Source organism: Lentzea fradiae (assembly GCF_900100955.1).
In the GTDB taxonomy this organism is placed as follows: domain Bacteria; phylum Actinomycetota; class Actinomycetes; order Mycobacteriales; family Pseudonocardiaceae; genus Lentzea; species Lentzea fradiae.
Genome location: NZ_FNCC01000007.1, coordinates 1 through 23,935 on the forward strand (window position 1 = coordinate 1; position 23,935 = coordinate 23,935).

Genomic DNA, 23,935 nt, shown 5'->3' on the forward strand with positions numbered 1-23,935 from the left:
GACAAGGGCTTCGCCGGACGCGAGTTCGAACGCGACATGACCGAGCTGGGCATCACGTTCGTGCGACCCGACCGCCGCGACGAGAAACGCCGCCACGGCAACCTGTCGATGATCCGGCAACGCATCGAATCGATCATCAACACCGCCAAACGACAACTCTCCCTGGAACAACACGGCGCACGCACCCCGCACGGCGTGCTCGCCCGCGTCGCTCAGCGCATGCTCGCCCTCGCCGCCGCGATCTGGCACAACTGGATCATCGACGCACCCGTCAAGCGCTCACTGATCGCCTACGACCACTGAAGATCCAGGAATCAATCATCTAGAACTTGATGGTGACCGGGAAGGGCCGTTCGGTCTCCAGCACGCCGCCTGCGCTGCGCGCGATCTCGACGTACCGCTCGCCCTGCAACTCCAGCAGCGTGGCCTCGACGACACGCGGCTCCGGGTCGACCATCAGGTAGTACTGGATGCCGGCTTTGGCGTACAGGCTGCGCTTCAGCCCTTCGTCGTTCAGCCGGGTACTCGGGGAGAACACCTCTCCCACGAGGACCACGTCGGAGACGGGGAACATGACGCCCGCCTCCCGCGGCGTCACGACGGTGAAGTCCGGGATGACGAGGCGCCCGCTGGAGAGCAGGACGTTCAGCTCGATCGTCGTCTGGAGGTGGTCCGGGCAGGCTGCTCGAAGGGCAGCCGCGGCGTCGAACACCAGGTTCTGGTGCCGGTAGGACCCGAGCGGGCTCACGAGGAGCATCCCGTCGACGAGCTCGATGCGCTGGCTGTTGTCCTCCGGCAGCGAGAGCACGTCGTCGAGCGACCAGGGGCCCACGTGCCTCGGCAACAGGTAGTCGGCTGGTGCCGTCTCCGCTGGAGCAGCCACAGGGCATCACCTCCGAAAACCGCCCGGCTGGCACCAGTGTGGCACGCCGGGCGAAGGACTGGCTTGTGCATGGAAAGACGATCGCAGGTCAGACCGACGATTCGCGGCGATTCAGGCCCCGTCCGACCCAGTTTCACTCGATCAGGTGTTCGAATTCGTGTCATGCTGTTGGCGGAACCACATGACCTTGAAAGGAGCACAAGAAAACCGCCCGGCCCGAAGGCCGAGCGGCTTCTCCCGAACCGGAGCCTGACCCGCGTCAGACGGTCGCGGCCGCAGCCGAGCGCACTCCCTTGGCGAGGTCCTCGGCCAGCGCGCGCACGGCACCGTCGCCGTCGGCCGCCGCCGACACGAAGGCGGAGCCCACGATCACGCCATCGGCGAACCCGGCGATCTCCGCGGCCTGCACTCCCGACCGCACACCGAGACCGACGCCGACCGGCATGGTCGTGTGCTCACGGACCCTGGCGACGAGTTCGGGAGCGGCGGACGACACCACGTCGCGGGCACCGGTCACGCCCATGACGGCGGTGGCGTACAGGAAGCCGGAGGACGCACGCGCGGTCATCGCGATGCGTTCCTCGGTGGACGAGGGCGCCACCAGGAAGATCCGGTCGAGGCCGTGCACCTCGGACGCGGCCATCCAGTCGTCCGCCTCGTCGGGCACGAGGTCCGGCGTGATGAGCCCGAGGCCGCCGGCGGCGGCGAGGTCGCGGGCGAACGCGTCGACGCCGTAGCGCAGCACCGGGTTCCAGTACGTCATCACGACCGCACGCCCACCGGCGTCGGCGACGGAGGACACCACGTCGAACAGGTCGCGCACGCGGAAGCCCGCGGACCGCGCCTGCTCGGCGGCGGCCTGGATCGTCGGGCCGTCCATCACGGGGTCGGAGAACGGCAGGCCGACCTCGACGAGGTCACACCCAGCTTCGATCATGGAACGGAGGTAGCCCTTGGACCCCTCGACCGTCGGGAAGCCCGCCGGCAGGTAGCCGATCAGCGCGGCCCGCGACTCGGCGCGAGCGGTGGTGAACACCTCGGACAACGACGACATCAGACCTGTCCTCCGTCAGCGAGGCCGAAGTACTTCACGGCCGTGTCCATGTCCTTGTCGCCGCGGCCGGAGAGGTTCACGACCAGCAGGCCGTCCGGACCGAGCGACGGGCCGAGCTTCAGCGCGCCCGCGAGCGCGTGCGAGGACTCGATCGCCGGGATGATGCCCTCGGTGCGGGAGAGCAGCGCGAACGCCTCCATCGCCTCGGCGTCGGTCACCGGGAAGTACTCGGCGCGGCCGATGTCCTTCAGGTGCGAGTGCTCCGGCCCCACGCCGGGGTAGTCGAGACCGGCGGAGATCGAGTGCGCCTCGGTGATCTGGCCGTCCTCGTCCTGCATGACGTACGACATCGCGCCGTGCAGCGACCCCGGCGTGCCCGCGGTCAGCGTGGCGCCGTGGCTCCCGCTGTCCAGGCCGGCCCCGCCGGGCTCGACGCCGACCAGGCGGACGTCGGCGTCGTCGATGAAGCCGTGGAAGATGCCGATCGCGTTCGAGCCGCCGCCGACGCACGCGACGACGGCGTCGGGGAGGCGGCCCGCCTTCTCGAGGACCTGCTCGCGCGCCTCGATGCCGATCACCCGGTGGAAGTCGCGGACCAGCAGCGGGAACGGGTGCGGGCCCGCGGCCGTGCCGAGCAGGTAGTGCGTCTCGTCGACGTTGGTGACCCAGTCGCGCAACGCCTCGTTGATCGCGTCCTTCAGGGTGCGCGAGCCGGACTTGACGGGGATGACCTCGGCGCCGAGCAGGCGCATGCGGGCGACGTTCAGCGCCTGCCGCTCGGTGTCGACCTCGCCCATGTAGACGACGCAGTCGAGGCCGAGCAGCGCGCAGGCCGTCGCCGTCGCCACGCCGTGCTGGCCGGCGCCGGTCTCGGCGATCACGCGCTTCTTGCCCATGCGCTTGGTCAGCAGCGCCTGGCCGAGCACGTTGTTGATCTTGTGGGAGCCCGTGTGGTTGAGGTCCTCGCGCTTGAGGAACACGCGTGCACCGACGCGCTCCGCGAACTTGGGAGCCTCGGTGAGCAGGGACGGACGGCCGGCGAAGTCCTTGAGCAGCCGCTGGAACTCGTTCACGAACTCCGGGTCGAGCCGCGCCTTGTCGTACTCCGCTGCCAGCTCGTCCACCGCCGCGATCAGGGCCTCCGGGACGAACCGGCCGCCCCACGGGCCGAAGTGGCCGCGTGCGTCGGGATCGTGCGGCGTGGGCGTGAACTGGCCCATCGGACAACTCCTCCAGCGCCGTCAGTGACGACGCTTCATCGACTGGGCCGCGGGCACGCGGGGTGCGAACCGGCGGTCACGAGCTTGTTCACGGCGGCCTTCGGGTCGCCGCTGGTCACGAGGCTCTCACCGACGAGCACCGCGTCGGCGCCCGCACCGGCGTAAGCCATCAGGTCGCCGGGGCCGGTCACGCCCGACTCGGCGATCTTGATCGTTTCGAAGGGAAGTCCCGGCGCGATGCGGCCGAAGACGTCCTTGTCGACCTCCAGGGTGTGGAGGTTGCGAGCGTTCACCCCGATGACCGACGCCCCCGCTTCGAGAGCGCGGTCGGCCTCCTCCGCCGTGTGCACCTCGACCAGGGCGGTCATGCCGAGCGACTCCACCCGGTCGAGCAGCGACACGAGCGCGTTCTGCTCCAGCGCCGCCACGATCAGCAGCACCATGTCCGCGCCGTGCACGCGCGCCTCGTGCACCTGGTAGGGCGCCACGATGAAGTCCTTGCGCAGCAAGGGGATCCGCACCGCCCGCCGGACCGCGTCGAAGTCCGCCAGCGACCCGCCGAAGCGGCGCTGCTCGGTCAGCACGCTGATCACCGAGGCACCACCCGCCTCGTAGGACGCCGCGAGCTCGGCCGGCTCGGGGATCTCCGCCAGCGCGCCCTTGGAGGGGCTGCGGCGCTTGACCTCGGCGATGACACCCACGTTCGGCCCGCGCAGCACCGACATCACGTCGAGCGGAGGAGCAGCCTTGGCCGCGCGCTCCTTGATGACGTCGAAGGACAACTGAGCCTCACGAGCGGCGAGATCCTCACGCACACCTTCGAGGATCGACTCGAGAACCGTCACAGTCTTGCTCCCCTTCCCGCTACGGGGATGCTAACCCCGCCGGAGTAACGCCCGAGCCACCGGGGGTTCGCTGTCCACGCAGCTGACCAAGGTCTTGCGGGTGTCACATGCACGAACGCGGATGGTTGATCTTCACACGTTCGAGGACGGAGTGCCGGGGTTTCCGTCGGCCGTCGGGTCGTCGCCGCGCTCCAGCGCGCGCCACATGTCGGTCTCGGGGTCGTCCGCGCGGGTCTTCTGCCCGCCCACACCGATCTTGGGCATGCGGGCACCCAGCAACGCCAGGAGCACGCCGGAGCCCACCACGAGCGCACCACCGGTCACGGAGAGCCAGTGCCCGGAGAACGCGGCCGCGACGCCGACGACGACCAGCAGCGCGCCGAGCACCCGCCGGGCCACACCGCTGAGCGCGACGACCGCCGCGACGGAGGCGAGGCTCAGCAGCGCCAGCGGGACGGACCCGGCGCCCCAGAACGCTCCCGCCGCGCCCACCAGCAGGAGCGCGGCGATCCACAGTGGACGGCTAGCTCTCGTCAACTGCCGGCGCCATCGTCTGGGCGGTGGCGATCGCGGCCAGCACCGCGCCCGCCTTGTTCAGGCACTCGTTGTCCTCGGCCAGCGGGTCCGAGTCGGCCACGATGCCGCCGCCCGCCTGCACGTACGCCACCCCGTCGCGCACGAGGGCCGTGCGGATCGCGATGGCGGTGTCGGCGTCGCCGGCGAAGTCGAAGTAGCCGACGACACCGCCGTAGAGGCCGCGCCGGGTCGGTTCGAGCTCCTCGATCAGCTCCATCGCACGCGGCTTCGGCGCACCGGACAGCGTTCCGGCGGGGAAGCACGCGGCGACCGCGTCGTAGGCCGTCTTGCCGTCGGCCAGCTCACCGGTGACGGTGGACACGATGTGCATGACGTGGCTGTACCGCTCGACCTTGAAGAAGTCGACGACGTGCACGGACCCCGGCTTGCAGACGCGGCCCAGGTCGTTGCGGCCGAGGTCGACGAGCATGAGGTGCTCGGCGCGCTCCTTGTGGTCGGCCAGCAGGTCCTTCTCCAGCAGCGCGTCCTCTTCCGGGTCCTCCGCGCGCCAGCGGGTGCCCGCGATGGGGTGCGTCGTCGCCTTGCCGTCGCGGACGGTGACCAGCGACTCCGGGCTGCAGCCGACGATGTCGAACCCGTCGAGGCGCAGCAGGTACATGTACGGGCTGGGGTTCGACGTGCGCAGCACCCGGTAGATGTCGAGCGCGTCGGCGTCCGTCTCGATCTCGAACCGCTGCGACACCACGATCTGGAACGCCTCGCCCGCCCGGATGGCCTCCTTGGCCTTCTCGACGGCCTCGAAGTGCTCCTCCTGCGACCGGCGGCGCCGGAACTCGGGCTTGGGCCGCGAGAACACGGCGGCGGTCGGCGGCGCGGGCGTGTGCAGGGCCGTCGTCATCTCGTCGAGGCGGCGCACCGCGTCGTCGTACGCCTCGTCGACGCGTTCCGGCGAGTCGTCCCAGTTGATCGCGTTGGCGATGAGCGTGACGGTGCCCTCGTGGTGGTCGAGCGCGGCCAGGTCCGTCGCGAGCAGCATGACGAGCTCGGGCAGCAACAGGTCGTCCTCGGCGATGCTGGGCAGCCGTTCCAGGCGCCTCACCGCGTCGTAGCCGATGTAGCCGACCATGCCGCCGGTGAGGGGCGGGAGGCCCGGCAACGGGTCCGTGCGCAGCACCTCGATGGTCTCGCGCAACGCCTGCATCGGGTCGCCGCCGTCAGGCAGGCCGACGGGCCGCGTGCCCGTCCAGAACGCCTCGCCACCCGTCGCCGTCAGCGCCGCCGACGACCGCACGCCGATGAACGACCAGCGCGACCACGAGCGCCCGTTCTCCGCCGACTCGAAGAGGAACGTGCCGGGCTGGTCGGCCCCGAGCTTGCGGTACAGGCCGACCGGCGTCTCGGCGTCCGCGAGCAGCTTGCGGACCACCGGGATGACCCGGCGGTTGGCCGCGAGCTCGCGGAACTCCTCACGCGTGGGGCTCACGGCCCCCAGACCAGCGGCGGCCACGGCCCCGATGACGCTCACCATGGAGACGATTGTTGCATAATTTCAACATTTGTTGAAATATGACCCTCGTGGAGCAAGTCAACCAGAAACGCCGAGGCAGGCGCGCCGCGGGCGAGGACACCCGGTCCGCGCTCATCGCCGCGGCCCGTGAGGTGTTCGTCGAGAAGGGCTACGACGGCGCCACCGTCCGCGCGATCGCCGCCAAGGCCGGCGTCGACGCCGCCATGGTCAACCACTGGTTCGGCGGCAAGGAGGGCCTGTTCGGCCAGGCCGTCCTGCAGCTCCCGTTCGACCCCGCCGAGGTCCTCAAGCGCCTGCTCGACGGCCCCGCCGAGGACGCGGGCGAACGCATCATCCGCACGTTCGTCACGGTCTGGGACGCCTCCGGCGGCGGCACGTTCGCCGCGCTGATCCGCAGCGTCACGAGCCACCAGGAGGTCGCGAAGGCGCTGAAGTCGTTCTTCGTCAACGCGATCTTCAAGAACGTGCTCGCCGCGTTCGGCGCCGACCAGCTCGAGCTGCGCGCCACGCTGTGCGCGACGCAGATGGTCGGGCTCGGCATCGTCCGCTACGTCGTCCAGTTCGAGCCGCTGGCGTCGGTCGACGCCGACACCGTCGTCAAGGCCATCGGCCCGAACCTGCAGCGCTACCTGACCGGCGATCTCGGCTGACCGGAGCCGTCAGCCGTCCGCGAGCAGCACCGTGGCGTCGAAGCACGTGCGGTCACCGGTGTGACAGGCGGCGCCGACCTGGTCGACCACAAGCAGCAGCGTGTCGCCGTCGCAGTCCAGCCTGACCTCGTGCACGTACTGCGTGTGACCGGACGTCTCGCCCTTCACCCACAGCTTCTGACGGCTGCGCGAGTAGTAGGTCGCGCGGCGCGTGGTGAGCGTGCGGTGCAACGCCTCGTCGTCCATCCACGCGACCATGAGCACCTCACCGGTGCCGCGCTGCTGCGCGACCGCGCAGACCAGGCCGTCCGGGGTGCGCTTGAGCCGCTGGGCCACGGCGGGATCGAGCGGGCTGCTCAACGGGGTCCTCCCAGGTGTTCACGAGCCGGTCCGGTGTTGAGCAGGACCACTCCGTAGATGTGCACGGCGGCCAGCACGCCGGACGCGACGCGGGCCCACGCCGGCCCCTCGGCCAGCACGATGACCAGGTGCAGCAGGCCGACCAGGACGAACATGATCATCGCCGGGTAGTGCATGAAGCGCAGCCGCAGCAACAACGACGCCGCCACCGGCAGCTCGACCAGCGCGATGAACAACGGCAGCTTCAGCACGTCCGCGTCCCCCGTCGAGCGCCACAACGCCAGCCCGACCACGAAGAACACCAGCGCCCCGCCGAACGCCACCGCCGAGGCCACCCGCACCTCGACCGGCTTCACCGCACCACGACACCCGCCTGGCGCAGGCCGTCCTTGACCTCGCCGATGCGCAGCTGCCCGAAGTGGAAGACGCTGGCGGCCAGCACGGCGTCCGCCCCCGCGGCGACCGCCGGCGGGAAGTGGTCGACCGCACCCGCGCCACCGCTCGCGATGAGCGGCACGTCGACCTCGCGCCGGACCAGCTCGATGAGCTCGAGGTCGAACCCGGCCTTGGTGCCGTCGGCGTCCATCGAGTTCAGCAGGATCTCGCCGACCCCGAGCTCCTGCCCCTTGGCGGCCCACCCGACCGCGTCGATGCCCGTGCCGTTGCGACCGCCGTGCGTGGTGACCTCGAACCCGGTGCCACCCGGAACCCGCCGGGCGTCGACCGACAGCACGATGCACTGCGCGCCGTACCGCTCCGAGCACTCCTTGAGCAGCTCCGGCCGCGCGATGGCCGCGGTGTTGAGGCTGACCTTGTCCGCACCGGCGCGCAGCAGCTTGTCGACGTCCTCAGGGCTGCGCACACCACCACCGACCGTGAGGGGGATGAACACCTGCTCGGCCGTGCGCCGGACCACGTCGTACGTCGTCTCGCGGTCACCACTGCTGGCCGTCACGTCGAGGAACGTCAGCTCGTCGGCCCCCTCGGCGTCGTACGCCCTGGCCAGCTCGACGGGATCGCCCGCGTCGACGAGGTTCGTGAAGTTGACACCCTTCACCACCCGGCCCCGGTCGACGTCGAGACAAGGAATGACACGGACCGCGACTGACATGCGGGAAAGCCTACAAGGACGCTCTCGCGGACTACGCTGCGACGCCATGATCACCGAACTGGGCCGGGGCAAGTACCTGCTGCTGACGACGTTCCGCAAGGACGGCACCCCGGTGCCGACGCCGGTCTGGGTCGCACCCGGCCCCGCCGACGGCGTGATCTACGCCTGGAGCGCCAAGGACTCCGGCAAGGTCAAGCGCATCCGCCGCAGCGGCGACGTCGAGGTCGGCCCGTGCGACGTGCGCGGCAACCCGCAGGGCCCCTCGGTCAAGGCCAAGGCCCGCTTGCTGGACGACTCCGCCAGCGACGACGCCCGCGCCCGCATCGCCAAGAAGTACGGCTTCTCCGGCTGGCTGATCATGACGGGCAGCAAGCTGCGCCGAGGCCGCACCGGCACGGTCGGCATCGAGATCACGTCCGCCGACTGACCCATCGACAGAACACGTTGACCGGACACGTCGACATCGAGCCTGACCCGTCAACCTCGACTCGACGCCGTCAACGTCAACGCGTCGTTGTCAAGGTCGACGTCGATGCCGACGTCGTTGTCGATGTCGACCACGCCAGTCAACGTCGATCCGGGCAATCAATGTGGACTGCACACGATCAATGTTGATTGCACGAATCAACATCGACTCAACGTCGACGACTCCAGATCAACGTTGCTCGATGCCCGTCAACATGGACGCAAACGTTGTCCTCACCTACCTCGATCTCGCCGATGACAACGTTGTCATACCTCGACCAACATCACGACCGTCGACATCGACGGGACGAATCAACGTTGATCGCGACGCGTCCATGTGGACTCAACGTCGACTGGACGCGTCCACATCGCAATCAACCTCCCTCGTCAACCCGACGTTGACGACGTGATCAACGTCAACCTAGAGTTGACGGCATGATCCAGTTGACCGACCTCATCGTCACGGTCGCTCAAGAGGCCGACGACGCCCTCACCCGCCTGGCGAAGGCGGTCGAGATGAGCGGTCAGCTGAACGAACTGGGCGACCACCTGATCGGCCACTTCGTCGACGAGGCCCGCCGGGGTGGTGCCAGCTGGGCGGAGATCGGCGAGAGCCTCGGCGTCACCAAGCAGGCCGCGCAGAAGCGGTTCGTGCCGAGGGAGTCGCCGGAGATCAGCAAGCCGTTCATGGACCGCTACACCCAGCGGTCGCGCAGGGTCATCGCGCTGGCGCGCCACCACGCGCGGTTCAGCGAGCGGATCGGGACCGAGCACCTGCTGCTGGGGTTGCTCGACGAGTCGGGCGGACTCGCGGCCAAGACCATCGCGAAGCTGGAGGCGGGCGAGGGCAGCACACGCATCGCCGTCCTGAACCGCCTCGACGCCGAGGCCAAGCAGCGTCCGGAGAAGCAGCCGTTCACCGCGCACTGCAAGAAGGCCCTCGAACTGGCCGTGCGCGAGGCGCTTCGGATGGGCCACATGTTCATCGGCACCGAGCACATCCTGCTCGGTGTCCTCCTCGCGACCGAAGGGACCGCGGCGGACGTCCTGCACACCACCGGTGTCACGCACGCCGCCGCGGCCGCTCACGTCGAGGCCGTCGTCAACCAGGCCGTCGGCGGCTACGCCACGGGCAACCGGGCGGGAGCCGGACCGGGGAACCACCACTCCATCGCCAGCCGCTCAGCCGTCGGCCACGCAACGATCAACCAGATGGTGGTCGACCAGGCAGCGACCAGACCAGTGGTGAGCAGCCCGGCGGCGGATCAGCCGGCAGTCGCCCCGGCCTCGGTCGTCCAGCCCGCGGCCCATGAGCCGACCGCCCACCAGCCGCCGGTCAGCCAGGATCCGGTCAGCCAGGATCCGGTCAACCAGACCTCGCCTGACGGAACCACAGCCGACCAGGCCGCAGCCGACTAGACCGCGATCACCCCGGCTGGGCACGCCCCACAGACCCGGCCGACAGGCCCCGGCCCACAGAACTCGGCCCGGTAAGGGACGTCCCGGCTGTGATCAACCCCGCCAGGTCACCCCGCCGGAGGCCACCTCGCTGGAGGCCACTTCGCCGGGGGCCACTTCGCCGGAGGTCACGCCGCGGAGGTCACCCCGCCTGAGGTCACCCCCGCCGGAAGCCGACCCGGCGGGGGTCAGCGGACCGCGGCGAGCGCCTGCGGGAGGGTGAACGCGCCCGCGTACAGCGCCTTGCCGATGATCGAGCCCTCGACGCCGTCACGCGAGAGCTTCGACAGCGCGACGAGGTCGTCCACGGTGGACACGCCGCCGGAGGCGATGACGGGGGCGTCGGTGCGGGCGCAGACCTCGCTCAGCAGGTCGAGGTTCGGGCCGGTCAGGGTGCCGTCCTTCGAGACGTCCGTCACGACGTAGCGGGCGCAGCCGTCGCGGTCGAGGCGGTCGAGGACCTCCCAGAGGTCGCCGCCGTCGGACGTCCAGCCGCGGCCCTTGACGCGGTGACCCTGGTCGGTGATGCGGACGTCGAGGCCGACGGCGATCTTCTCGCCGTGCGCGGCGATGGCCTTCGCGCACCACTCCGGGTTCTCCAGGGCGGCGGTGCCGAGGTTGACGCGGGCGCAGCCGGTGGCCAGGGCGGCTTCCAGCGAGGCGTCGTCGCGGATGCCGCCGGACAGCTCCACCTTGACGTCGAGCTCGCCGACGACGCGGGCGACGAGCTCACGGTTCGAGCCGCGGCCGAAGGCTGCGTCGAGGTCGACGAGGTGGATCCACTCCGCTCCGTCGCGCTGCCACTGCAAAGCCGCGTCGAGCGGCTCTCCGTAGTTCGTCTCGGTACCGGCTTCGCCCTGCACGAGCCGGACGGCGCGGCCGTCGGCCACGTCCACAGCGGGGAGGAGTGTGAAAGTCACCCGGGAAGCCTAGCGTCCCTGGTGCGGCCGCCCTCGGCGGCCGCTCGATCACGACAGGCTGGTCAGCCAGTTCTTCAGCAGGTGCGCCCCGGCGTCGCCGGACTTCTCCGGGTGGAACTGGGTGGCGCAGAGCGGTCCGTTCTCGACGGCGGCCACGAACTCGTCGCCCGCGTGGTCTGCCCACGTCACGAGCGGCGGCTTGATGTGGTCGGCTTCCTGCAGCTCCCACTTGCGCACGCCGTAGGAGTGGACGAAGTAGAACCGGGTGTCCTTGTCGAGGCCCGCGAACAGCTTGGAGCCTTCGGGGGTGCGGACCGTGTTCCAGCCCATGTGCGGCACGATCGGCGCTTCGAGGCGCTCAACGGTGCCGGGCCACTCGCCGCAGCCCTCGGTGAGCACGCCGTGCTCGATGCCGCGTTCGAAGAGGATCTGCATGCCCACGCAGATGCCGAGCACCGGGCGGCCGCCGGCGAGGCGTTCGCCGATGATCCGGGCGCCCCGCACCGAGTTGAGGCCCTCCATGCACGCCGCGTACGCGCCGACGCCGGGGACGACGAGGCCGTCCGCCTCGCGCGCCGCCTTCGGGTCTGCGGTCACCTCGACATGGGCCCCGACCCGCTGGAGCGCGCGCTCGGCGGAGCGCAGGTTGCCGGAGCCATAGTCAAGTACGACGACACGTGCCACGACCACCACTTTAGTCCGTCGGAACGGCTCCCTGCGTCACCGGGATGACGGGGAGCACGGCGTTGATCGGTTTCCTGCGGACGAGACGGCGGCGCAGGCCGACCATCAGCGCCGCGGTCAGCACCAGCACCAGGCCGGCCACGAGGTAGTACACGACCATCGGGACGCTGAGCAGCATGGTCACCAGCGCGGTGAGGACGATCAGCGGGAAGACGAGTGCGAGGGGCCATCTTTGCGCGTGCGGGGCGTCAAGCGTCCGCAGGACGAGGTCCGCGCGGCCCTCCTCGGTGAGCTCCGCCACCTGCGCCACCTCGGGCAGGCCCGCGGCGCGGAAGAAGCCGGGGATGGCGTCCTCGCCGTCGTCGAAGGCGTGGAGGCGTTCGAGCGCGGCCTTCCGGCTGGCCGGCGGGTAGAGGGTGGTGAGCCGGTCGATGGCGTCGAGCTGCCACTTCTCCGTCTCGCGGAGGTTGAGCAGGCTCACGGTGGAGCGGTCGATCATCTTCCCGGCCGCACCCGACTGCTTCGCCTCCGCCGAGAGCCGCAGGACGGCGTCACGCGTGCCCCACATGGAGGCGCGGCCGAACGCGGTGGTGAAGAGGTACAGCAGGGCGGCGTCGTCGTTCCAGACGGCCAGCGCGGCACCGCCGCCGATCTTGCGCACCCCGTTCGCCATGTATCCGGCCTCGCTGAGCCTGGTGTCCGGAGGAGGCAGCAGCACCGTGCCGGACTGCACCGGGACGAGCGCCGCGGGGCCCACGTTGCCGCTGTGCATGGCCTTCTGCAGCTCGGCGGCGTTCAGCGGGGTCCAGATCAGCATTCTCACGATCCACATCATTCCGCGTCGGCCGTTCGCGCCCACACGGACATGCCCGGCACGTCCCTTCTCCCGGCCCGAAGAAGCATCGAGGGCAGGGCTGGACCCGCGCACCCACTTGGCGCGGTCGTCTCCGTCCACATCAGACCAAGCCCCGACCCTGATCAGCGCCGTCCGCGGACGGCCACACGCGGGATGTGCACGATCAGGCATCTTGCCTGATCGTGCACACACCCGATTCTCAAACGGCGCGGGACGGCGCGCCGGTCCAGTCATCCCCCATGACCGCGAACATGCTCTTCACCCCCTGAAGAAACTCCTCACGGCGCCCCCCAACCCGACCACGTCCAGGTCGTGCGCCGCGTCGTGGTCCTCGGCAGTGCCGTAGTTGCGGAGCTCCGCGTGTCGTTTGACGCCTACACAACGCAGTCGGTGCGGAATCTGTTGCATCGCCACCGACACGAGATGCGCGGAGGTTCCCTCCAGGTACGGCTCGACCACCATGATGTCGGCGTGGTCCGTCTCCTCGACCGCCTTGCGCAGGCCGTCCGAGTCGAACGGCCGGACCGTGGCCGCGTAGAGAACCGTGAGGTCGGCGTTCTCGGATTCGACGGCTTTGAGGACACGGTCGAGCATCGGTCCGACGGCGACCACGACGCCCCGCTTCCCGTGGCGCAGCTCGGTGAACCCCTCACCCACCGGGTGCGCCTGTGCGTTCTCGTGCAGCGAAAGCCTGATGTAGACCCGGTTGTCGTCCTTCAGCGCTTGACGCAGCAGCGGCGTCACCTCGTCCGCGTGCCCCGGCACGTGCACGGTCCAGCCGGGAAGCGTGTCGAACAACGCCACGTCGCCGGGTGACTGGTGGGTGCGTCCCCACACGGGGTCGTCGTAGGAGCCTCCGATGCTGACGAAGACCGCGCCCACGTCCTGGTGACCGATGTCGAGCTTGATCTGTTCGTACGGCCGCTCGACGAGGAACGGGGCGTAGCTGTGCACGACGGGCCGCAGTCCGGTCAACGCCAGACCGCCCGCCACGCCGACCATGGTCTGCTCGCGGATGCCGACGTCGATGACGCGTTCGTGTTCCTGCGGGAACTCGTTGCTGGAGATGACGGCGGTGACGACGGCGACCCGAGGGTCGCGGTCCAGCTCCTCGTTGACGGTCCGGACGAACGCCTGGCGCATCGTGGTCATCAGTCGCCCCTCTCGATCTTGGCGATGACCGCGTGCGGGCGGTCGTGCGGTGCGGTCAGCGCGGCGAAGAGGGCTTCGTGGTCGCGCCCGTCGACCTCGGCGGTCTGCCAGCCCTCGACGGCGAAGCGCCGGGCGATGCCTCCGGGCCACCCGTACATCGCGGAGTCGTTGTCGACCACGACGGCGGTGAGGTTGGCGACGCCGAGCCTGGCCGCCACCGCGATCGCCTCGTGGTTGCTGCCCTCGTCCAGCTCGCCGTCGCCGACCAGCACGAACGTGCGCCCCGCGCTCCCGCCGATCCGCTGGCCGAGCGCTGTGCCGACCGCGATCGGCAGGCCGTGGCCGAGCGAGCCGCTGCTGATCTCCACGCCGGGGACGAGCACCCGGTCGGGGTGCTGGCCGAGCGGACTGTCCCACGACGTCCAGCCGTCCAGTGTGGACTCGTCGATGAACCCCTTCTCGGCGAGGACGGCGTAGTAGGCCATCGGCCCGTGTCCCTTGGACAGCAGGAACCGGTCGCGGCCGGGGTCGTCGGCGGTGGCGGGCGTGACGTTCAGGACGCGGTCGTAGAGGACCCAGAGCACGTCGATCGTGGAAGCCGCCGCCCACTCGTGCTTCTCGTCCCCGGCCATCCTCGCGAAGAGCTCCGGTATTCGTCGCATGGGACCAACTCTTCAACCTCGACCATGCTGGAGGTCAAGCGGTTACCATGATCGGGTGAGCAAGCTGCCGGAACTGCTGACCATCGGCCAGGTCGCCGAGCGCAGCGGTGTCCCCCACACCGCACTGCGCTTCTACGAGGACAGGGGCCTGATCGGCTCCGTCCGCACCGCGGGCAACCAGCGACGCTACCAGCGCTCGGTGTTGCGCCGCCTGGCTTTCATCCGCACCGCGCAACGCGTCGGCCTGACCCTGGAGGACGTCCGCGACGCACTGGCGCAGCTGCCGGACAACCGCACGCCCACGAAGTCCGACTGGGAACGCCTCTCCCGCTCGTGGAAGGCGGAGCTGGACGCGCGCATCGACGCCCTGTTCCGGCTGCGCGACCGGCTCACCGGCTGCATCGGCTGCGGCTGCCTGTCGCTGCGCAGCTGCGCGTTGCAGAACATCGACGACGAACAGGCGTCGCACGGACCCGGCGCACCCAAGCTCAAGCCCGCCCTCGAGGGCGGCACCGCCTAGAAACCTCACGGCGAGAAGGTGGCTTCGCGGCAAAACGGGTGGACACGCTGTGGTTTCCTGAGAACCAAATGGAAAACGAGAGAATCGTCCGCCTGTCGAAGCGGATGTCCAAAGCGCTGCGGCACCAGCCCGAGCGCGTCGGCCTCACCCTGGACGCGGCCGGCTGGGTGCCGGTGGCCGACCTTCTGACCGCACTGCGCATCTCCGCCGAGGAGCTGCGGGAAGTGGTGGAGCGCAACGACAAGAAGCGCTTCACGATCGAGGGCGACCGCATCCGGGCCAACCAGGGGCACAGCGTCGAGGTCGACCTCGGCCTGCCCGTCGCCACGCCGCCGGACGTGCTGTTCCACGGCACGGTCGCGCAGCACCTCGACGGCATCCTGCGGGACGGGCTCCGGCCCATGTCGCGGCACGACGTGCACCTGTCGCCGGACCGGGAGACGGCCCGGCGGGTCGGGGCTCGGCGTGGGCGGCCGGTGATCCTGCTGGTCGACGCCCTCGCCATGCACCGGGACGAGCACGAGTTCCGCCTCAGCGCCAACGGGGTGTGGCTCACCCGGCACGTTCCCGCGAGCTATCTGCGGACGGACTGAGTCAGCCGCACGTGAGGTCGTCCGGTGGCTCCGTGCCGACGTAGCGGCGCCATTCGTCCGGGGTCAGGGTGCGGTCGGCGGACTCGCAGGCCGCTCGAACCCAGTTCTCCTCGGTCAGGTCCCACGAGACCAGGCGCGTGCCGGAGATCGCGGTGACCAGGCGGTCCGGGCCGTCGAAGGCCAGGCCGACACGGCCGAACCTGCCCCGCTGGGAGACGAGCGGGAGGTGGCCGACCTCCTCGCCGGTGGTCAGGTCGGTGATGACGGCGACGTAGTCGCGGCGCACCTGGGCGGCGAGGGTGGTGTCGGCGGAGGCGACGATCCCCGGCAGGTAGGCGGGGTCCGTGGGGACCGTGCGGCGTTCGGTGCCCTCCGCGTTCGTGATCTCGATGGTGCCGGAGCGCTGGACCACCAGGTGGTCGTCGGTGAACGTCACGGCGTCGGCGGTGCCCTGCATCGAGCGGCGTTCGCCGGTGGCGGTGTGGACGAGCTCCACGGAGTCCGCTGTCGCCACGGCGACCACCGAGGTGTCGGCGCTGATGGCCGCGAGCCCGCCGGACGGCGGCCAGCCCGCCTGTTCCAGCGGGTGGTCCAGGGTGATGGTGCGTTCGAGCGCGAGGTCCGGGCCCGTGAAGACCTGGACGTCGCCCTTCTCGTTCACGGTGACGATGCGGTCGTCGGTCGCGTTGGCGCGCAGGGCGACCAGCTTCTCGGCGACCACGTCGCCCTTCCAGCGCTTGCCCGGCCGCAAGGGGCTGGTCTCCCAGGTCTCGCCGATGCCCTCGGGCAGCGTCACGACGTGCAGGCCGTCACCGGCCGCGTTCCAGGCGATCGGGCCGAACTCGCTGTCGGGGCTGGTGGAGTCGGCTTCCGGGCCCACGGCCACGTCGGAGCCCGCGGCGACGGCGGTCTTGCCGTTCGTCACCGCCAGCCACGGGGCGGGGCAGGCGTTGCACGACACCGGCGACCGCGTGGGCAGGGTTGTGGCCAGACGGGTGTTGCGGTTCAGGTCCCACAGCACCAGGCGGTCGCGGGACGCGGACACCAGGCGGTCCTGGGAGCCGAGGAACTCGACGAACTGGGTCTCGCCGTTGCCCTCCAGCCGCACCAGCTCACCCGCGCCGGTCATGTCGTAGACGTGGATCGTGCCGGTGTCGGCGACGGCGGTGCGCGTGCCGTCGTCGGTGATGGCGACGTGGGACGGGTTGGGGCGGCCGGCGCGCACCTCGGAGTTCTGCGAGTTGTAGTCGAACGACGGGCTGTCGGTGCGCCACACGCGGGTCAGGCCGTCGGTCGACCAGCCGAACTGGGAACCGTCTGCGGACGCGCCGATCCAGAAGCCGTTGGCGGGCAACACGAAGCCGGTCGCGGTCGACACCACCTCCTGGGTGGCGGCCGACCGGCGCACCCACTCTCCGGCGGACAGCTCCAGCAGGGTGTCGTCGTCGGGCAGCCGCAGCACGAGCAGCGGCAAGGACTTGGCCTCGCGCCGCACGTGGTCGCGCTTCTGTCCATCGTGGACGATGGTGGTCGAGGGCTGTTCCCCGCCGGACGGGTTGTCGCCGTACGTGCTGTAGAAGGCGCTGTACCGTCCGGACGGCGACACCGCCACCAGGCCGAACGTCTCCGAGTGCGGCAGCTCGAACCGTTGCACGTCACCGGATGCGGCTTCCCAGCGCACCGCCGTGCCGCGGGTGAACGCGGCGACCACGCCCCCGTCGGCGCTCGTCGCCACGGCTATCACCTCGTCCGAACCGACGCGCGTCTCGGAGCGGGCCGACGCCGTCAGGTCCAGCCGCACCACCCGGCCGTCTGCGGTCCCGGCCACCGCGACCTTGCCGTCGGCCGACGCGGCCAGCGCCGTCACCTCGCCGCCGACCTGCACGTAGCGGTGCAGGTGCGGGGAGGCCGTGAGGGACGCCAGCAGGGCGGACCTGGTCTGCGCGCCGGGCTCGGTCCGGTAGGCCCGAGCGGCGAGGGCCTGAGCCAGGGCCAGGTCGGTGCGCAGGTTCGCGGTGGCGGCCGACGCGAGACCGCGGGCCGTGGCGGCACGGGCCTGGGCGACGGCGTCGTTGCGTTGCACCACGGCGATCAGCGCCGCGACCAGCACGCCCACGGCCAGCACCGCCAGCGCGGTGACCGCGCCGCGGGCCAGCCGCATGGTGCGCCGGTGCTGGCGGACGTGCTCGCCGACCAGGTCGTCCTTGGGGACGCCGCGCACCGCGCTCGCGACGTCGGCGACGCACTCGCGCAGCAGCGGGTTCGAGTCGTCCACGTGCGAGGCCGAACGCAGCTGCCGCAGGTCGACCCAGCGCGGTTCCTCGCCCAGCGCCTTGCGGACGCGGGCGGGCACGGACTGCGCGTACTCGCCGGAGGTCAGGACGACGAGGATGCTCTGGGCCGACTTGTGCTCCAGCCACCAGTCCAGCTCGCGGCCGACCCACTCCGACGCCGCCGCCTCCGGCGAGGCCAGGAGCACGAGCCAGCGCGAGCGGGACAGGGCGTTCTCGATGGACGTCCACAGGCCCGGGTTGGCCGACAGGCTGGCGTCGTCGAGGAACACCCGCGTGGCGCGCAGCCGGTTCCAGGGCTTGGCGAACCGCTGCACGCCGCGCTGCAACGCGGGAGCCAGCGTCCCGTCGAGTGCCCGGCTGTACGAGATGAACGCGTCGTAGTCAGGCTCCCCCACGGGCCTGATTCTGTCGGTTCCGGACTAGATCAGCCAGAGCACCGCGCCGCCGACCGCCAAAACGGTCAGCACGAGCAGGATGACCGCCATCACCTTGGCGGTCTTCCACGTCGAGTACACGCCGCCGCCCAGGAAGCCCGCGAGGGCGAGCAGCCCGATGACGACGACCTCCTTCGGCATCTACAGCACGCCCTTGGTCGACGGCACGCCGCCGACCCGCGGGTCGGGCTCCACGGCCGCACGCAGGGCGCGGGCGATCGCCTTGTACTCGGCCTCCGCGATGTGGTGCGGGTCGCGGCCGTACTCGACGCGCACGTGCAGCGCGATCTGGGCGTGGAAGGCCAGCGACTCGAACACGTGGCGGTTCAGCACGAACGGGTAGTTGCCGCCGATGACGAACGAGTTGAACTGCTCCGGCTCGCCCCGGTGGACGGTGAAGGGACGGCCCGACACGTCGACCGCCGCGTGCGCGAGGGTCTCGTCCATCGGGATCCAGCAGTCGCCGAACCGGCGGATGCCCTTCTTGTCCCCCAACGCCTCGCGCAGCGCCTGCCCGAGCACGATCGCGATGTCCTCGACCGAGTGGTGGGCGTCGATGTGCGTGTCGCCCGTGGCGCGGACGATCAGGTCGAAGCAGCCGTGCACGCCGAACGCGGTGAGCATGTGGTCGTAGAACGGCACGCCGGTGCTGATCTCGACCTGGCCGGTGCCGTCGAGGTCGATCTCGACGTAGACCGACGACTCCTTCGTGGTGCGCTCGACCTTACCGACACGACTCACCGGCTGACCTCCTTGCTGGCCGCGAGGAAGGCGTCGTTCTCCTCGGGCGTTCCGATGGTCACCCGCAGGTGACCCGCGATTCCGACGTCCCTGATGAGGACGCCCTGGTCCAGATAGGACTTCCAGGTCTCCCGCGCGTCCTCGAACCAGCCGAACAGCACGAAGTTCGCGTCCGACGGCACGACCCGGAAACCCAGCTCCGTCAACGCGGCCATCACGCGGTCGCGTTCGGAGGCCAGCAGCGCCACCGACCCCAGCGTCTCGGCGGCGTGCCGCAACGAGGCCCGCGCGGCCGCCTGCGTGAGCTGCGACAGGTGGTACGGCAGGCGCACCAGCTGCAGCGCGTCGACCACGGCCGGGGCCGCCGCCAGGTAGCCGAGCCGGCCACCGGCGAAGGCGAACGCCTTGGACATCGTGCGCGAGACGATCAGCCGCGAGCCGAACTCGTCGAGCAGCTCGATCGCGCTGCGCTGCGGCGAGAACTCCGCGTACGCCTCGTCGACGACGATGATCCCCGAGGTGGAGGCGATCAGCAGGCGCAGGTCGTCGAGCGGGATCGACTGGCCGGTCGGGTTGTTCGGCGACGTCACGAAGACGACGTCCGGCCGGGTCTCGGCGATCACCGCGGCCGCCTTCTCCACGTCCAGCGAGAAGTCGGGACGGCGCGGCGTCGGCGACCACTCGGTGCGCGTGCCGGCGGCGATGATCGGGTGCATCGAGTACGACGGCTCGAAGCCCAGCGCGACCCGCCCGGGACCGCCGAACGCCTGGAGGATCTGCTGGAGGATCTCGTTGGACCCGTTGGCGGCCCAGACGTTCTCCGCCGTCAGCGGCACCGACGTGGCCTCGGTCAGGTAGGCGGCCAGGTCGTCGCGCAGCGCCACCGCGTCGCGGTCCGGGTAGCGGTGCAGGTCGCCCGCGATCTCCGCGACGGCCGCCACCACGTCCGCGGCCAGCGCGTCCGTCGGCGCGTACGGGTTCTCGTTGGTGTTCAGCCGGTACGGCACGTCGAGCTGCGGCGCCCCGTACGGCGTGCGTCCGCGCAGGTCCTCGCGCAGCGGCAGGTCGGACAGCTCGACCCTGGCTCCGATCACGGGCTTCATCGGGCGAACCTCGCGGTGACCGCCTGCCCGTGCGCGGGCAGGTCCTCGGCGTTGGCGAGCGCGACGACCTTGGCCGAGACCTCGCGCAGCGCGTCCTCGGAGTAGTCGATCAGGTGAATGCCGCGCAGGAACGTCTGCACGGACAACCCCGACGAGTGCCGCGCGCAGCCGCCGGTGGGCAGCACGTGGTTCGAGCCCGCGCAGTAGTCGCCGAGGGACACCGGGGCGTACGCGCCGACGAAGATCGCGCCCGCGGACCGGATTCGCGCCGCCACCTCGCGCGCGTCGCGCGTCTGGATCTCCAGGTGCTCGGCGGCGTAGGCGTCGACGACCCGGACGCCCTCGTCCACGGAGGAGACGAGCACGGTGCCGGACTGCTCGCCGGTCAGCGCGGTGCGGATGCGCTCCTGGTGCTTGGTGGCGCCGATCTGGCGCTCCAGCTCGGCGTCGACGGCGTCGGCGAGCTCCTCGGAGTCGGTCACCAGGACGGACGCGGCCAGCGGGTCGTGCTCGGCCTGGCTGATCAGGTCGGCGGCCACGTGCACCGGGTCGGCGGTCGAGTCGGCGAGGATCGCGATCTCGGTCGGCCCGGCCTCGGAGTCGATGCCGATGAGGCCGCGCAGCAGGCGCTTGGCCGCGGTCACGTAGATGTTGCCGGGGCCGGTGACCATGTCGACCGGTGCCAGCTCGGACCCGTCGGTGTCGACGGCGCCGTGCGCCATCAGCGCCACGGCCTGCGCGCCGCCCGCCGCCCACACCTCGTCGACGCCGAGCAGCGCGGCGGCGGCCAGGATGGTCGGGTGCGGCAGGCCACCGAACTCCGCCTGCGGCGGCGAGCACACGACCAGCGACTCGACGCCGGCGATCTGGGCGGGCACGACGTTCATGACGACGGTGGACGGGTAGACGGCGAGACCGCCGGGCGCGTAGAGGCCGACGCGGGCGACCGGCACCCACTTCTCGGTCACGGTGCCGCCGGGCACGACCTGCGTGGTCGTCTCGGTCCGGCGCTGGTCGGCGTGCACGCGCCGGGTGCGCGCGATCGTCTCCTCCAGCGCCTCGCGCACGGCCGGGTCGAGCGACGACAGGGCGGCCTGGAGCTCGGCGACGGGTACGCGGACCGCGGCGGGACGGACGCGGTCGAACTTCTCGGTGTACTCCAGAACGGCCTCGACACCGCGTTCCGCGACCGCGTCCACCACGGGACGCACGTGATGCAGCACCGCGTCCACGTCCACCTCGGCGCGCGGCACGGCGGCGCGCAGCTGAGCGGGGGTCGTGGTGCGACCTCGCAGGTCGATGCGGTTGAGCATGTCCCACAGCCTAGTTCCTGCGCAAAAGTGTCAACGGTCAGCCCGCTATCGGCGCTACTCAGCCCGTGAGCGCGCGGCCACGCTCTGTCGGGCACCACTCCGTCGCAAACCCCTGCTGATGATGGAGGAACGATGTTCAGCAAGAGCCGCGGCAAGATCGCCGCAGTGCTCGCCCTCTGCCTGCCCGTGCTGGTCGCGGGCATGGCCTCGCCCAGCACGGCCGACTCCGGCCGGTACCTGCTGGAGGTCACGGCGAACACGTCCGAGGAACGCACCAAGGTCGCCCAGATCGGGGTCGACGTCATCGGTGCGACCAAGCTCACCACCGTTTCGGTGGTCGCCGACAGGTCCCAGTACCGGGCCCTGAAGGCGACCGGGCTGCCGGTCAGGTACGTCGGCGACTTCGAGGAGCAGCTCAAGAGCCTCGGCAAGGTCGACTTCACCGACCCGAAGCCCGGCGAGGTCGGCACGCAGGACTTCCCGTCCGGCTACACCGGCTACCACAACTTCGCGGAGATGACGGCCGAGCTGGAGCAGACCGTCCGCGACCACCCGACGCTCGCGAGCCTGCGCAGCATCGGCAAGAGCTACCAGAACCGGGACATCTGGGCGCTCAAGATCAGCGACAACGTCGGCACCGACGAGAGCGAGCCGGAGGTGCTGTTCACCTGCAACCAGCACGCCCGCGAGCACCTCACCGTCGAGCAGTGCCTGCAGATCATCAAGCGCTACACCGACAACTACAGCAACTCCGCGATCAAGAACATGGTCGACAGCCGGGAGATCTGGTTCGTCCCGATGGTCAACCCGGACGGCGTCGAGTACGACATCGCGACCGGCTCGTTCCGCGGCTGGCGCAAGAACCGCCAGGGCAACGGCACCGACCTCAACCGCAACTGGGGCTACAAGTGGGGCTGCTGCGGCGGTTCCAGCGGTAGCAGCACGTCCGACACCTACCGCGGCACGGCGGCGTTCTCCGCGCCGGAGACCGCCCGCGTGCGCGACTTCGTGAACTCCCGCGTGGTCGGCGGTGTGCAGCAGATCAAGACGCACATCGACTTCCACTCGTTCTCGGAGCTCGTGCTGTGGCCGTACGGCTACACCCGCGCCGACACCGACACCGGTCTCAACGCGGACGAGGCGCGCGCGTTCCAGACGCTCGGCCGGCAGATGGCGGCCTCCAACGGCTACACGCCGGAGCAGGCGAGCGACCTGTACATCACCGACGGCAGCGTCGACGACTGGATGTGGGGCCAGCACAAGATCTGGTCCTACACCTTCGAGATGTACCCGAGCGGAGGCGGCCTCGACAGCTTCTACCCGCGCGACACCGCCATCGCCACGCAGACGGCGCGCAACAACGGCGCCGTCGACCTGTTCGTCGGCTACTCGGACTGCGTGAAGCGGATCATCGGCCAGACCTGCTGATCCTCTCCAGCGCCTGGTCGATCTCCTCGTGAGTGACGAAGTAGTGCGGGGAAGCCCGCACTACTTCGTCGAGGCCCCGCTTCGTCATGTCGATCCGGGTGGACGAGAGCTGCGAGACGGTGACGGCGACGTTCTCCTCCCAGAGCCTGTCCTTGAGCTCCACCGGCGGCACCCGGTCGCTGGTGAACGTGACGATGCCGGACCGGCGTTCGCCCAGGTCGTGGACGGTGATGCCGGGCAGGGCCGCCAAGCCCTCGCGCAGGTGCTCCGCGCGTTCCCGCACCTCGGTCTCGATCACGTCCGGGCCCTTGGCCAGCGCGTACCGGGCGGCCGCGATCAGGCCCAGCCGGTCGGCCACGTTGAACTCCCACAGCTCGAACACCCTGGCGTCGTCGCGCGGCTCGTACCGGCCGGGACCGGTCCACTCGGCGCCGCTGTGGTCGATCAGCCTCGGCCGCAGGCGCCTGCGCACGTCGTCGCGGACGACCAGCGCACCCGTGCCGCGCGGTCCGCGCAGCCACTTGCGGCCCGTGCACACGAGCATGTCGTAGTCGAGGCCGCGCAGGTCGATCTGGCCGGTGGACTGGCAGGCGTCGAGCAGCACCAGCGCGCCCGCCTCGCGGGCCTTCGCCGTGACCTCGCTGACCGGGTTGACCAGGCCGCCGTTGGTGGGCACGTGCACGAGCGAGATCAGCTTGACCCGCTCGTCCAGGTCCAGCGCGGCCACGTCGACCTGGCCGTGCCGGTCGGACGGCATGACCTCGACCGTCGCGCCGGTCTCCTCCGCGCGCCGCAGCATCGGCACGGCGTTGCCGCCGTACTCGACCTCGGTGACCAGGACGCGGTCGCCCGCGGCGAGCGGCACCGCGTCGAACGCGGCGAGCCACGACCGGGTCGCGCTGTCGGTGAAGGCGACCTCCGACGGCGCGCAGCCGAACAGCTCCGCGAGCACGCCGTAGCCCGCCTCCAGGTCGTCGTGGCGCTCGGCGGCGGCGCGGTAGCCGCCGACCTCGGTCTCCCGGCGCAGATGCCCGACCACCTCGTCGACGACGGGGGCGGGCGGGATCGAGGAACCGGCGCTGTCCAGGAAGATCAGGTCGTTCACCGGTCCCACTGTGCCACTC

General features: G+C 70.6%; 26 protein-coding genes and 1 pseudogene. 7 read left to right on the forward strand and 20 right to left on the reverse strand.

The features are described from left to right. Positions 1 to 303 (forward strand): annotated as a pseudogene (locus tag BLT23_RS17105) (IS982 family transposase); the annotation flags it as partial. Positions 304 to 322: 19 nt separating this feature from the next. On the opposite strand, the gene BLT23_RS17110 reads toward BLT23_RS17105, so the two are convergent. The 6 genes from BLT23_RS17110 to BLT23_RS17135 all read right to left on the reverse strand — a co-directional run bounded on the left by BLT23_RS17110 (position 323) and on the right by BLT23_RS17135 (position 6,067). Next, complete coding sequence (locus BLT23_RS17110; RefSeq protein WP_090050485.1) at positions 323 to 883, reverse strand: Uma2 family endonuclease; 561 nt, start codon at positions 881 to 883, stop codon at positions 323 to 325. A gap of 259 nt (positions 884 to 1,142) precedes the next feature. Next, a complete protein-coding gene (gene trpA, locus BLT23_RS17115; protein ID WP_090050487.1) occupies positions 1,143 to 1,937 on the reverse strand; it encodes a tryptophan synthase subunit alpha in 795 nt (264 codons plus the stop codon). Beyond that, complete coding sequence (gene trpB, locus BLT23_RS17120) at positions 1,937 to 3,157, reverse strand: tryptophan synthase subunit beta (RefSeq protein WP_090050489.1); 1,221 nt, start codon at positions 3,155 to 3,157, stop codon at positions 1,937 to 1,939. Before trpB ends, trpA begins: the two co-directional genes overlap by 1 nt. A 35-nt stretch (positions 3,158 to 3,192) precedes the next feature. Continuing rightward, positions 3,193 to 4,002, reverse strand: a complete 810-nt coding sequence (gene trpC / locus BLT23_RS17125; protein WP_090050491.1) for an indole-3-glycerol phosphate synthase TrpC — start codon at positions 4,000 to 4,002, stop codon at positions 3,193 to 3,195. Positions 4,003 to 4,134: 132 nt separating this feature from the next. Further along, the gene (locus BLT23_RS17130) at positions 4,135 to 4,539 is read right to left on the reverse strand and encodes a Trp biosynthesis-associated membrane protein (RefSeq protein ID WP_090050493.1); all 405 of its coding nucleotides are present in this window, start codon (positions 4,537 to 4,539) and stop codon (positions 4,135 to 4,137) included. After that, positions 4,526 to 6,067, reverse strand: coding sequence for an anthranilate synthase component I (locus BLT23_RS17135; protein WP_090050495.1), 1,542 nt, complete (start codon positions 6,065 to 6,067; stop codon positions 4,526 to 4,528). The genes BLT23_RS17130 and BLT23_RS17135 overlap by 14 nt, the downstream gene beginning before the upstream one ends. 38 nt (positions 6,068 to 6,105) lie before the next feature. Between BLT23_RS17135 and BLT23_RS17140 the strand changes: the two genes are divergently transcribed. Further along, positions 6,106 to 6,717 carry a TetR/AcrR family transcriptional regulator gene (locus BLT23_RS17140; protein WP_090050497.1) on the forward strand — a complete coding sequence of 204 codons (612 nt, stop codon included), beginning with the start codon at positions 6,106 to 6,108 and terminating at the stop codon, positions 6,715 to 6,717. A gap of 9 nt (positions 6,718 to 6,726) precedes the next feature. On the opposite strand, the gene hisI is transcribed toward BLT23_RS17140, so the two are convergent. From hisI to hisF, 3 genes are read right to left on the reverse strand one after another with little or no spacing between them, the layout of a single operon-like run. Further along, complete coding sequence (gene hisI / locus BLT23_RS17145) at positions 6,727 to 7,077, reverse strand: phosphoribosyl-AMP cyclohydrolase (protein WP_090050499.1); 351 nt, start codon at positions 7,075 to 7,077, stop codon at positions 6,727 to 6,729. Beyond that, complete coding sequence (locus tag BLT23_RS17150; protein WP_090050501.1) at positions 7,074 to 7,433, reverse strand: hypothetical protein; 360 nt, start codon at positions 7,431 to 7,433, stop codon at positions 7,074 to 7,076. The genes hisI and BLT23_RS17150 overlap by 4 nt, the downstream gene beginning before the upstream one ends. Then, entirely contained in the window at positions 7,430 to 8,188 is a 759-nt protein-coding gene (hisF, locus tag BLT23_RS17155) for an imidazole glycerol phosphate synthase subunit HisF (RefSeq protein ID WP_090050503.1), read from the reverse strand. Before hisF ends, BLT23_RS17150 begins: the two co-directional genes overlap by 4 nt. 46 nt (positions 8,189 to 8,234) lie before the next feature. Here hisF and BLT23_RS17160 point away from each other — a divergent pair, with 46 nt between their 5' ends. Together BLT23_RS17160 and BLT23_RS17165 are read left to right on the forward strand one after the other, a co-directional pair. Then, positions 8,235 to 8,615: a PPOX class F420-dependent oxidoreductase gene (locus BLT23_RS17160; protein ID WP_218133781.1), complete on the forward strand. Its 381-nt coding sequence runs from the start codon at positions 8,235 to 8,237 to the stop codon at positions 8,613 to 8,615. Between the two features lie 473 nt (positions 8,616 to 9,088). Then, positions 9,089 to 10,072: a Clp protease N-terminal domain-containing protein gene (locus BLT23_RS17165; protein WP_090050508.1), complete on the forward strand. Its 984-nt coding sequence runs from the start codon at positions 9,089 to 9,091 to the stop codon at positions 10,070 to 10,072. Between the two features lie 227 nt (positions 10,073 to 10,299). Here BLT23_RS17165 and priA read toward each other — a convergent pair whose 3' ends face one another. The 5 genes from priA to BLT23_RS17190 all read right to left on the reverse strand — a co-directional run bounded on the left by priA (position 10,300) and on the right by BLT23_RS17190 (position 14,385). Continuing rightward, positions 10,300 to 11,031 (reverse strand): bifunctional 1-(5-phosphoribosyl)-5-((5-phosphoribosylamino)methylideneamino)imidazole-4-carboxamide isomerase/phosphoribosylanthranilate isomerase PriA, encoded by a 732-nt coding sequence (gene priA / locus BLT23_RS17170; protein ID WP_090050511.1) that lies wholly within the window; start codon positions 11,029 to 11,031, stop codon positions 10,300 to 10,302. Between the two features lie 48 nt (positions 11,032 to 11,079). Then, positions 11,080 to 11,715 (reverse strand): imidazole glycerol phosphate synthase subunit HisH, encoded by a 636-nt coding sequence (hisH, locus tag BLT23_RS17175; protein ID WP_218133782.1) that lies wholly within the window; start codon positions 11,713 to 11,715, stop codon positions 11,080 to 11,082. A gap of 10 nt (positions 11,716 to 11,725) precedes the next feature. Then, positions 11,726 to 12,532 (reverse strand): hypothetical protein, encoded by an 807-nt coding sequence (locus BLT23_RS17180; RefSeq protein ID WP_090050514.1) that lies wholly within the window; start codon positions 12,530 to 12,532, stop codon positions 11,726 to 11,728. Positions 12,533 to 12,829: 297 nt separating this feature from the next. Further along, positions 12,830 to 13,723, reverse strand: a complete 894-nt coding sequence (locus BLT23_RS17185) for a transketolase family protein (RefSeq protein WP_090050517.1) — start codon at positions 13,721 to 13,723, stop codon at positions 12,830 to 12,832. Further along, positions 13,723 to 14,385 carry a thiamine pyrophosphate-dependent enzyme gene (locus tag BLT23_RS17190; protein ID WP_090050520.1) on the reverse strand — a complete coding sequence of 221 codons (663 nt, stop codon included), beginning with the start codon at positions 14,383 to 14,385 and terminating at the stop codon, positions 13,723 to 13,725. Before BLT23_RS17190 ends, BLT23_RS17185 begins: the two co-directional genes overlap by 1 nt. 55 nt (positions 14,386 to 14,440) lie before the next feature. Here BLT23_RS17190 and soxR point away from each other — a divergent pair, with 55 nt between their 5' ends. After that, positions 14,441 to 14,905, forward strand: coding sequence for a redox-sensitive transcriptional activator SoxR (soxR, locus tag BLT23_RS17195; protein ID WP_090050523.1), 465 nt, complete (start codon positions 14,441 to 14,443; stop codon positions 14,903 to 14,905). Positions 14,906 to 14,973: 68 nt separating this feature from the next. Continuing rightward, complete coding sequence (locus tag BLT23_RS17200) at positions 14,974 to 15,498, forward strand: RNA 2'-phosphotransferase (RefSeq protein WP_090050525.1); 525 nt, start codon at positions 14,974 to 14,976, stop codon at positions 15,496 to 15,498. A gap of 1 nt (position 15,499) precedes the next feature. On the opposite strand, the gene BLT23_RS17205 is transcribed toward BLT23_RS17200, so the two are convergent. The 5 genes from BLT23_RS17205 to hisD are packed head-to-tail and all read right to left on the reverse strand — an operon-like array spanning position 15,500 to position 21,383. Continuing rightward, complete coding sequence (locus BLT23_RS17205; protein WP_090050528.1) at positions 15,500 to 18,187, reverse strand: TIR domain-containing protein; 2,688 nt, start codon at positions 18,185 to 18,187, stop codon at positions 15,500 to 15,502. Positions 18,188 to 18,211: 24 nt separating this feature from the next. Then, positions 18,212 to 18,367: a hypothetical protein gene (locus BLT23_RS40775; RefSeq protein WP_176946791.1), complete on the reverse strand. Its 156-nt coding sequence runs from the start codon at positions 18,365 to 18,367 to the stop codon at positions 18,212 to 18,214. Next, positions 18,368 to 18,967: an imidazoleglycerol-phosphate dehydratase HisB gene (gene hisB, locus BLT23_RS17210; RefSeq protein WP_090050531.1), complete on the reverse strand. Its 600-nt coding sequence runs from the start codon at positions 18,965 to 18,967 to the stop codon at positions 18,368 to 18,370. Beyond that, positions 18,964 to 20,070 carry a histidinol-phosphate transaminase gene (locus tag BLT23_RS17215; protein WP_090050534.1) on the reverse strand — a complete coding sequence of 369 codons (1,107 nt, stop codon included), beginning with the start codon at positions 20,068 to 20,070 and terminating at the stop codon, positions 18,964 to 18,966. Before BLT23_RS17215 ends, hisB begins: the two co-directional genes overlap by 4 nt. Further along, positions 20,067 to 21,383 carry a histidinol dehydrogenase gene (hisD, locus tag BLT23_RS17220; RefSeq protein WP_090050538.1) on the reverse strand — a complete coding sequence of 439 codons (1,317 nt, stop codon included), beginning with the start codon at positions 21,381 to 21,383 and terminating at the stop codon, positions 20,067 to 20,069. The genes BLT23_RS17215 and hisD overlap by 4 nt, the downstream gene beginning before the upstream one ends. A 132-nt stretch (positions 21,384 to 21,515) precedes the next feature. Between hisD and BLT23_RS17225 the strand changes: the two genes are divergently transcribed. After that, positions 21,516 to 22,811: a M14 family metallopeptidase gene (locus tag BLT23_RS17225; protein WP_090050541.1), complete on the forward strand. Its 1,296-nt coding sequence runs from the start codon at positions 21,516 to 21,518 to the stop codon at positions 22,809 to 22,811. Here BLT23_RS17225 and BLT23_RS17230 read toward each other — a convergent pair. Continuing rightward, positions 22,792 to 23,916, reverse strand: coding sequence for an aminotransferase class V-fold PLP-dependent enzyme (locus tag BLT23_RS17230; protein ID WP_245744010.1), 1,125 nt, complete (start codon positions 23,914 to 23,916; stop codon positions 22,792 to 22,794). The two genes, BLT23_RS17225 and BLT23_RS17230, sit on opposite strands and share 20 nt — an antisense overlap. Positions 23,917 to 23,935: the final 19 nt, after the last annotated feature.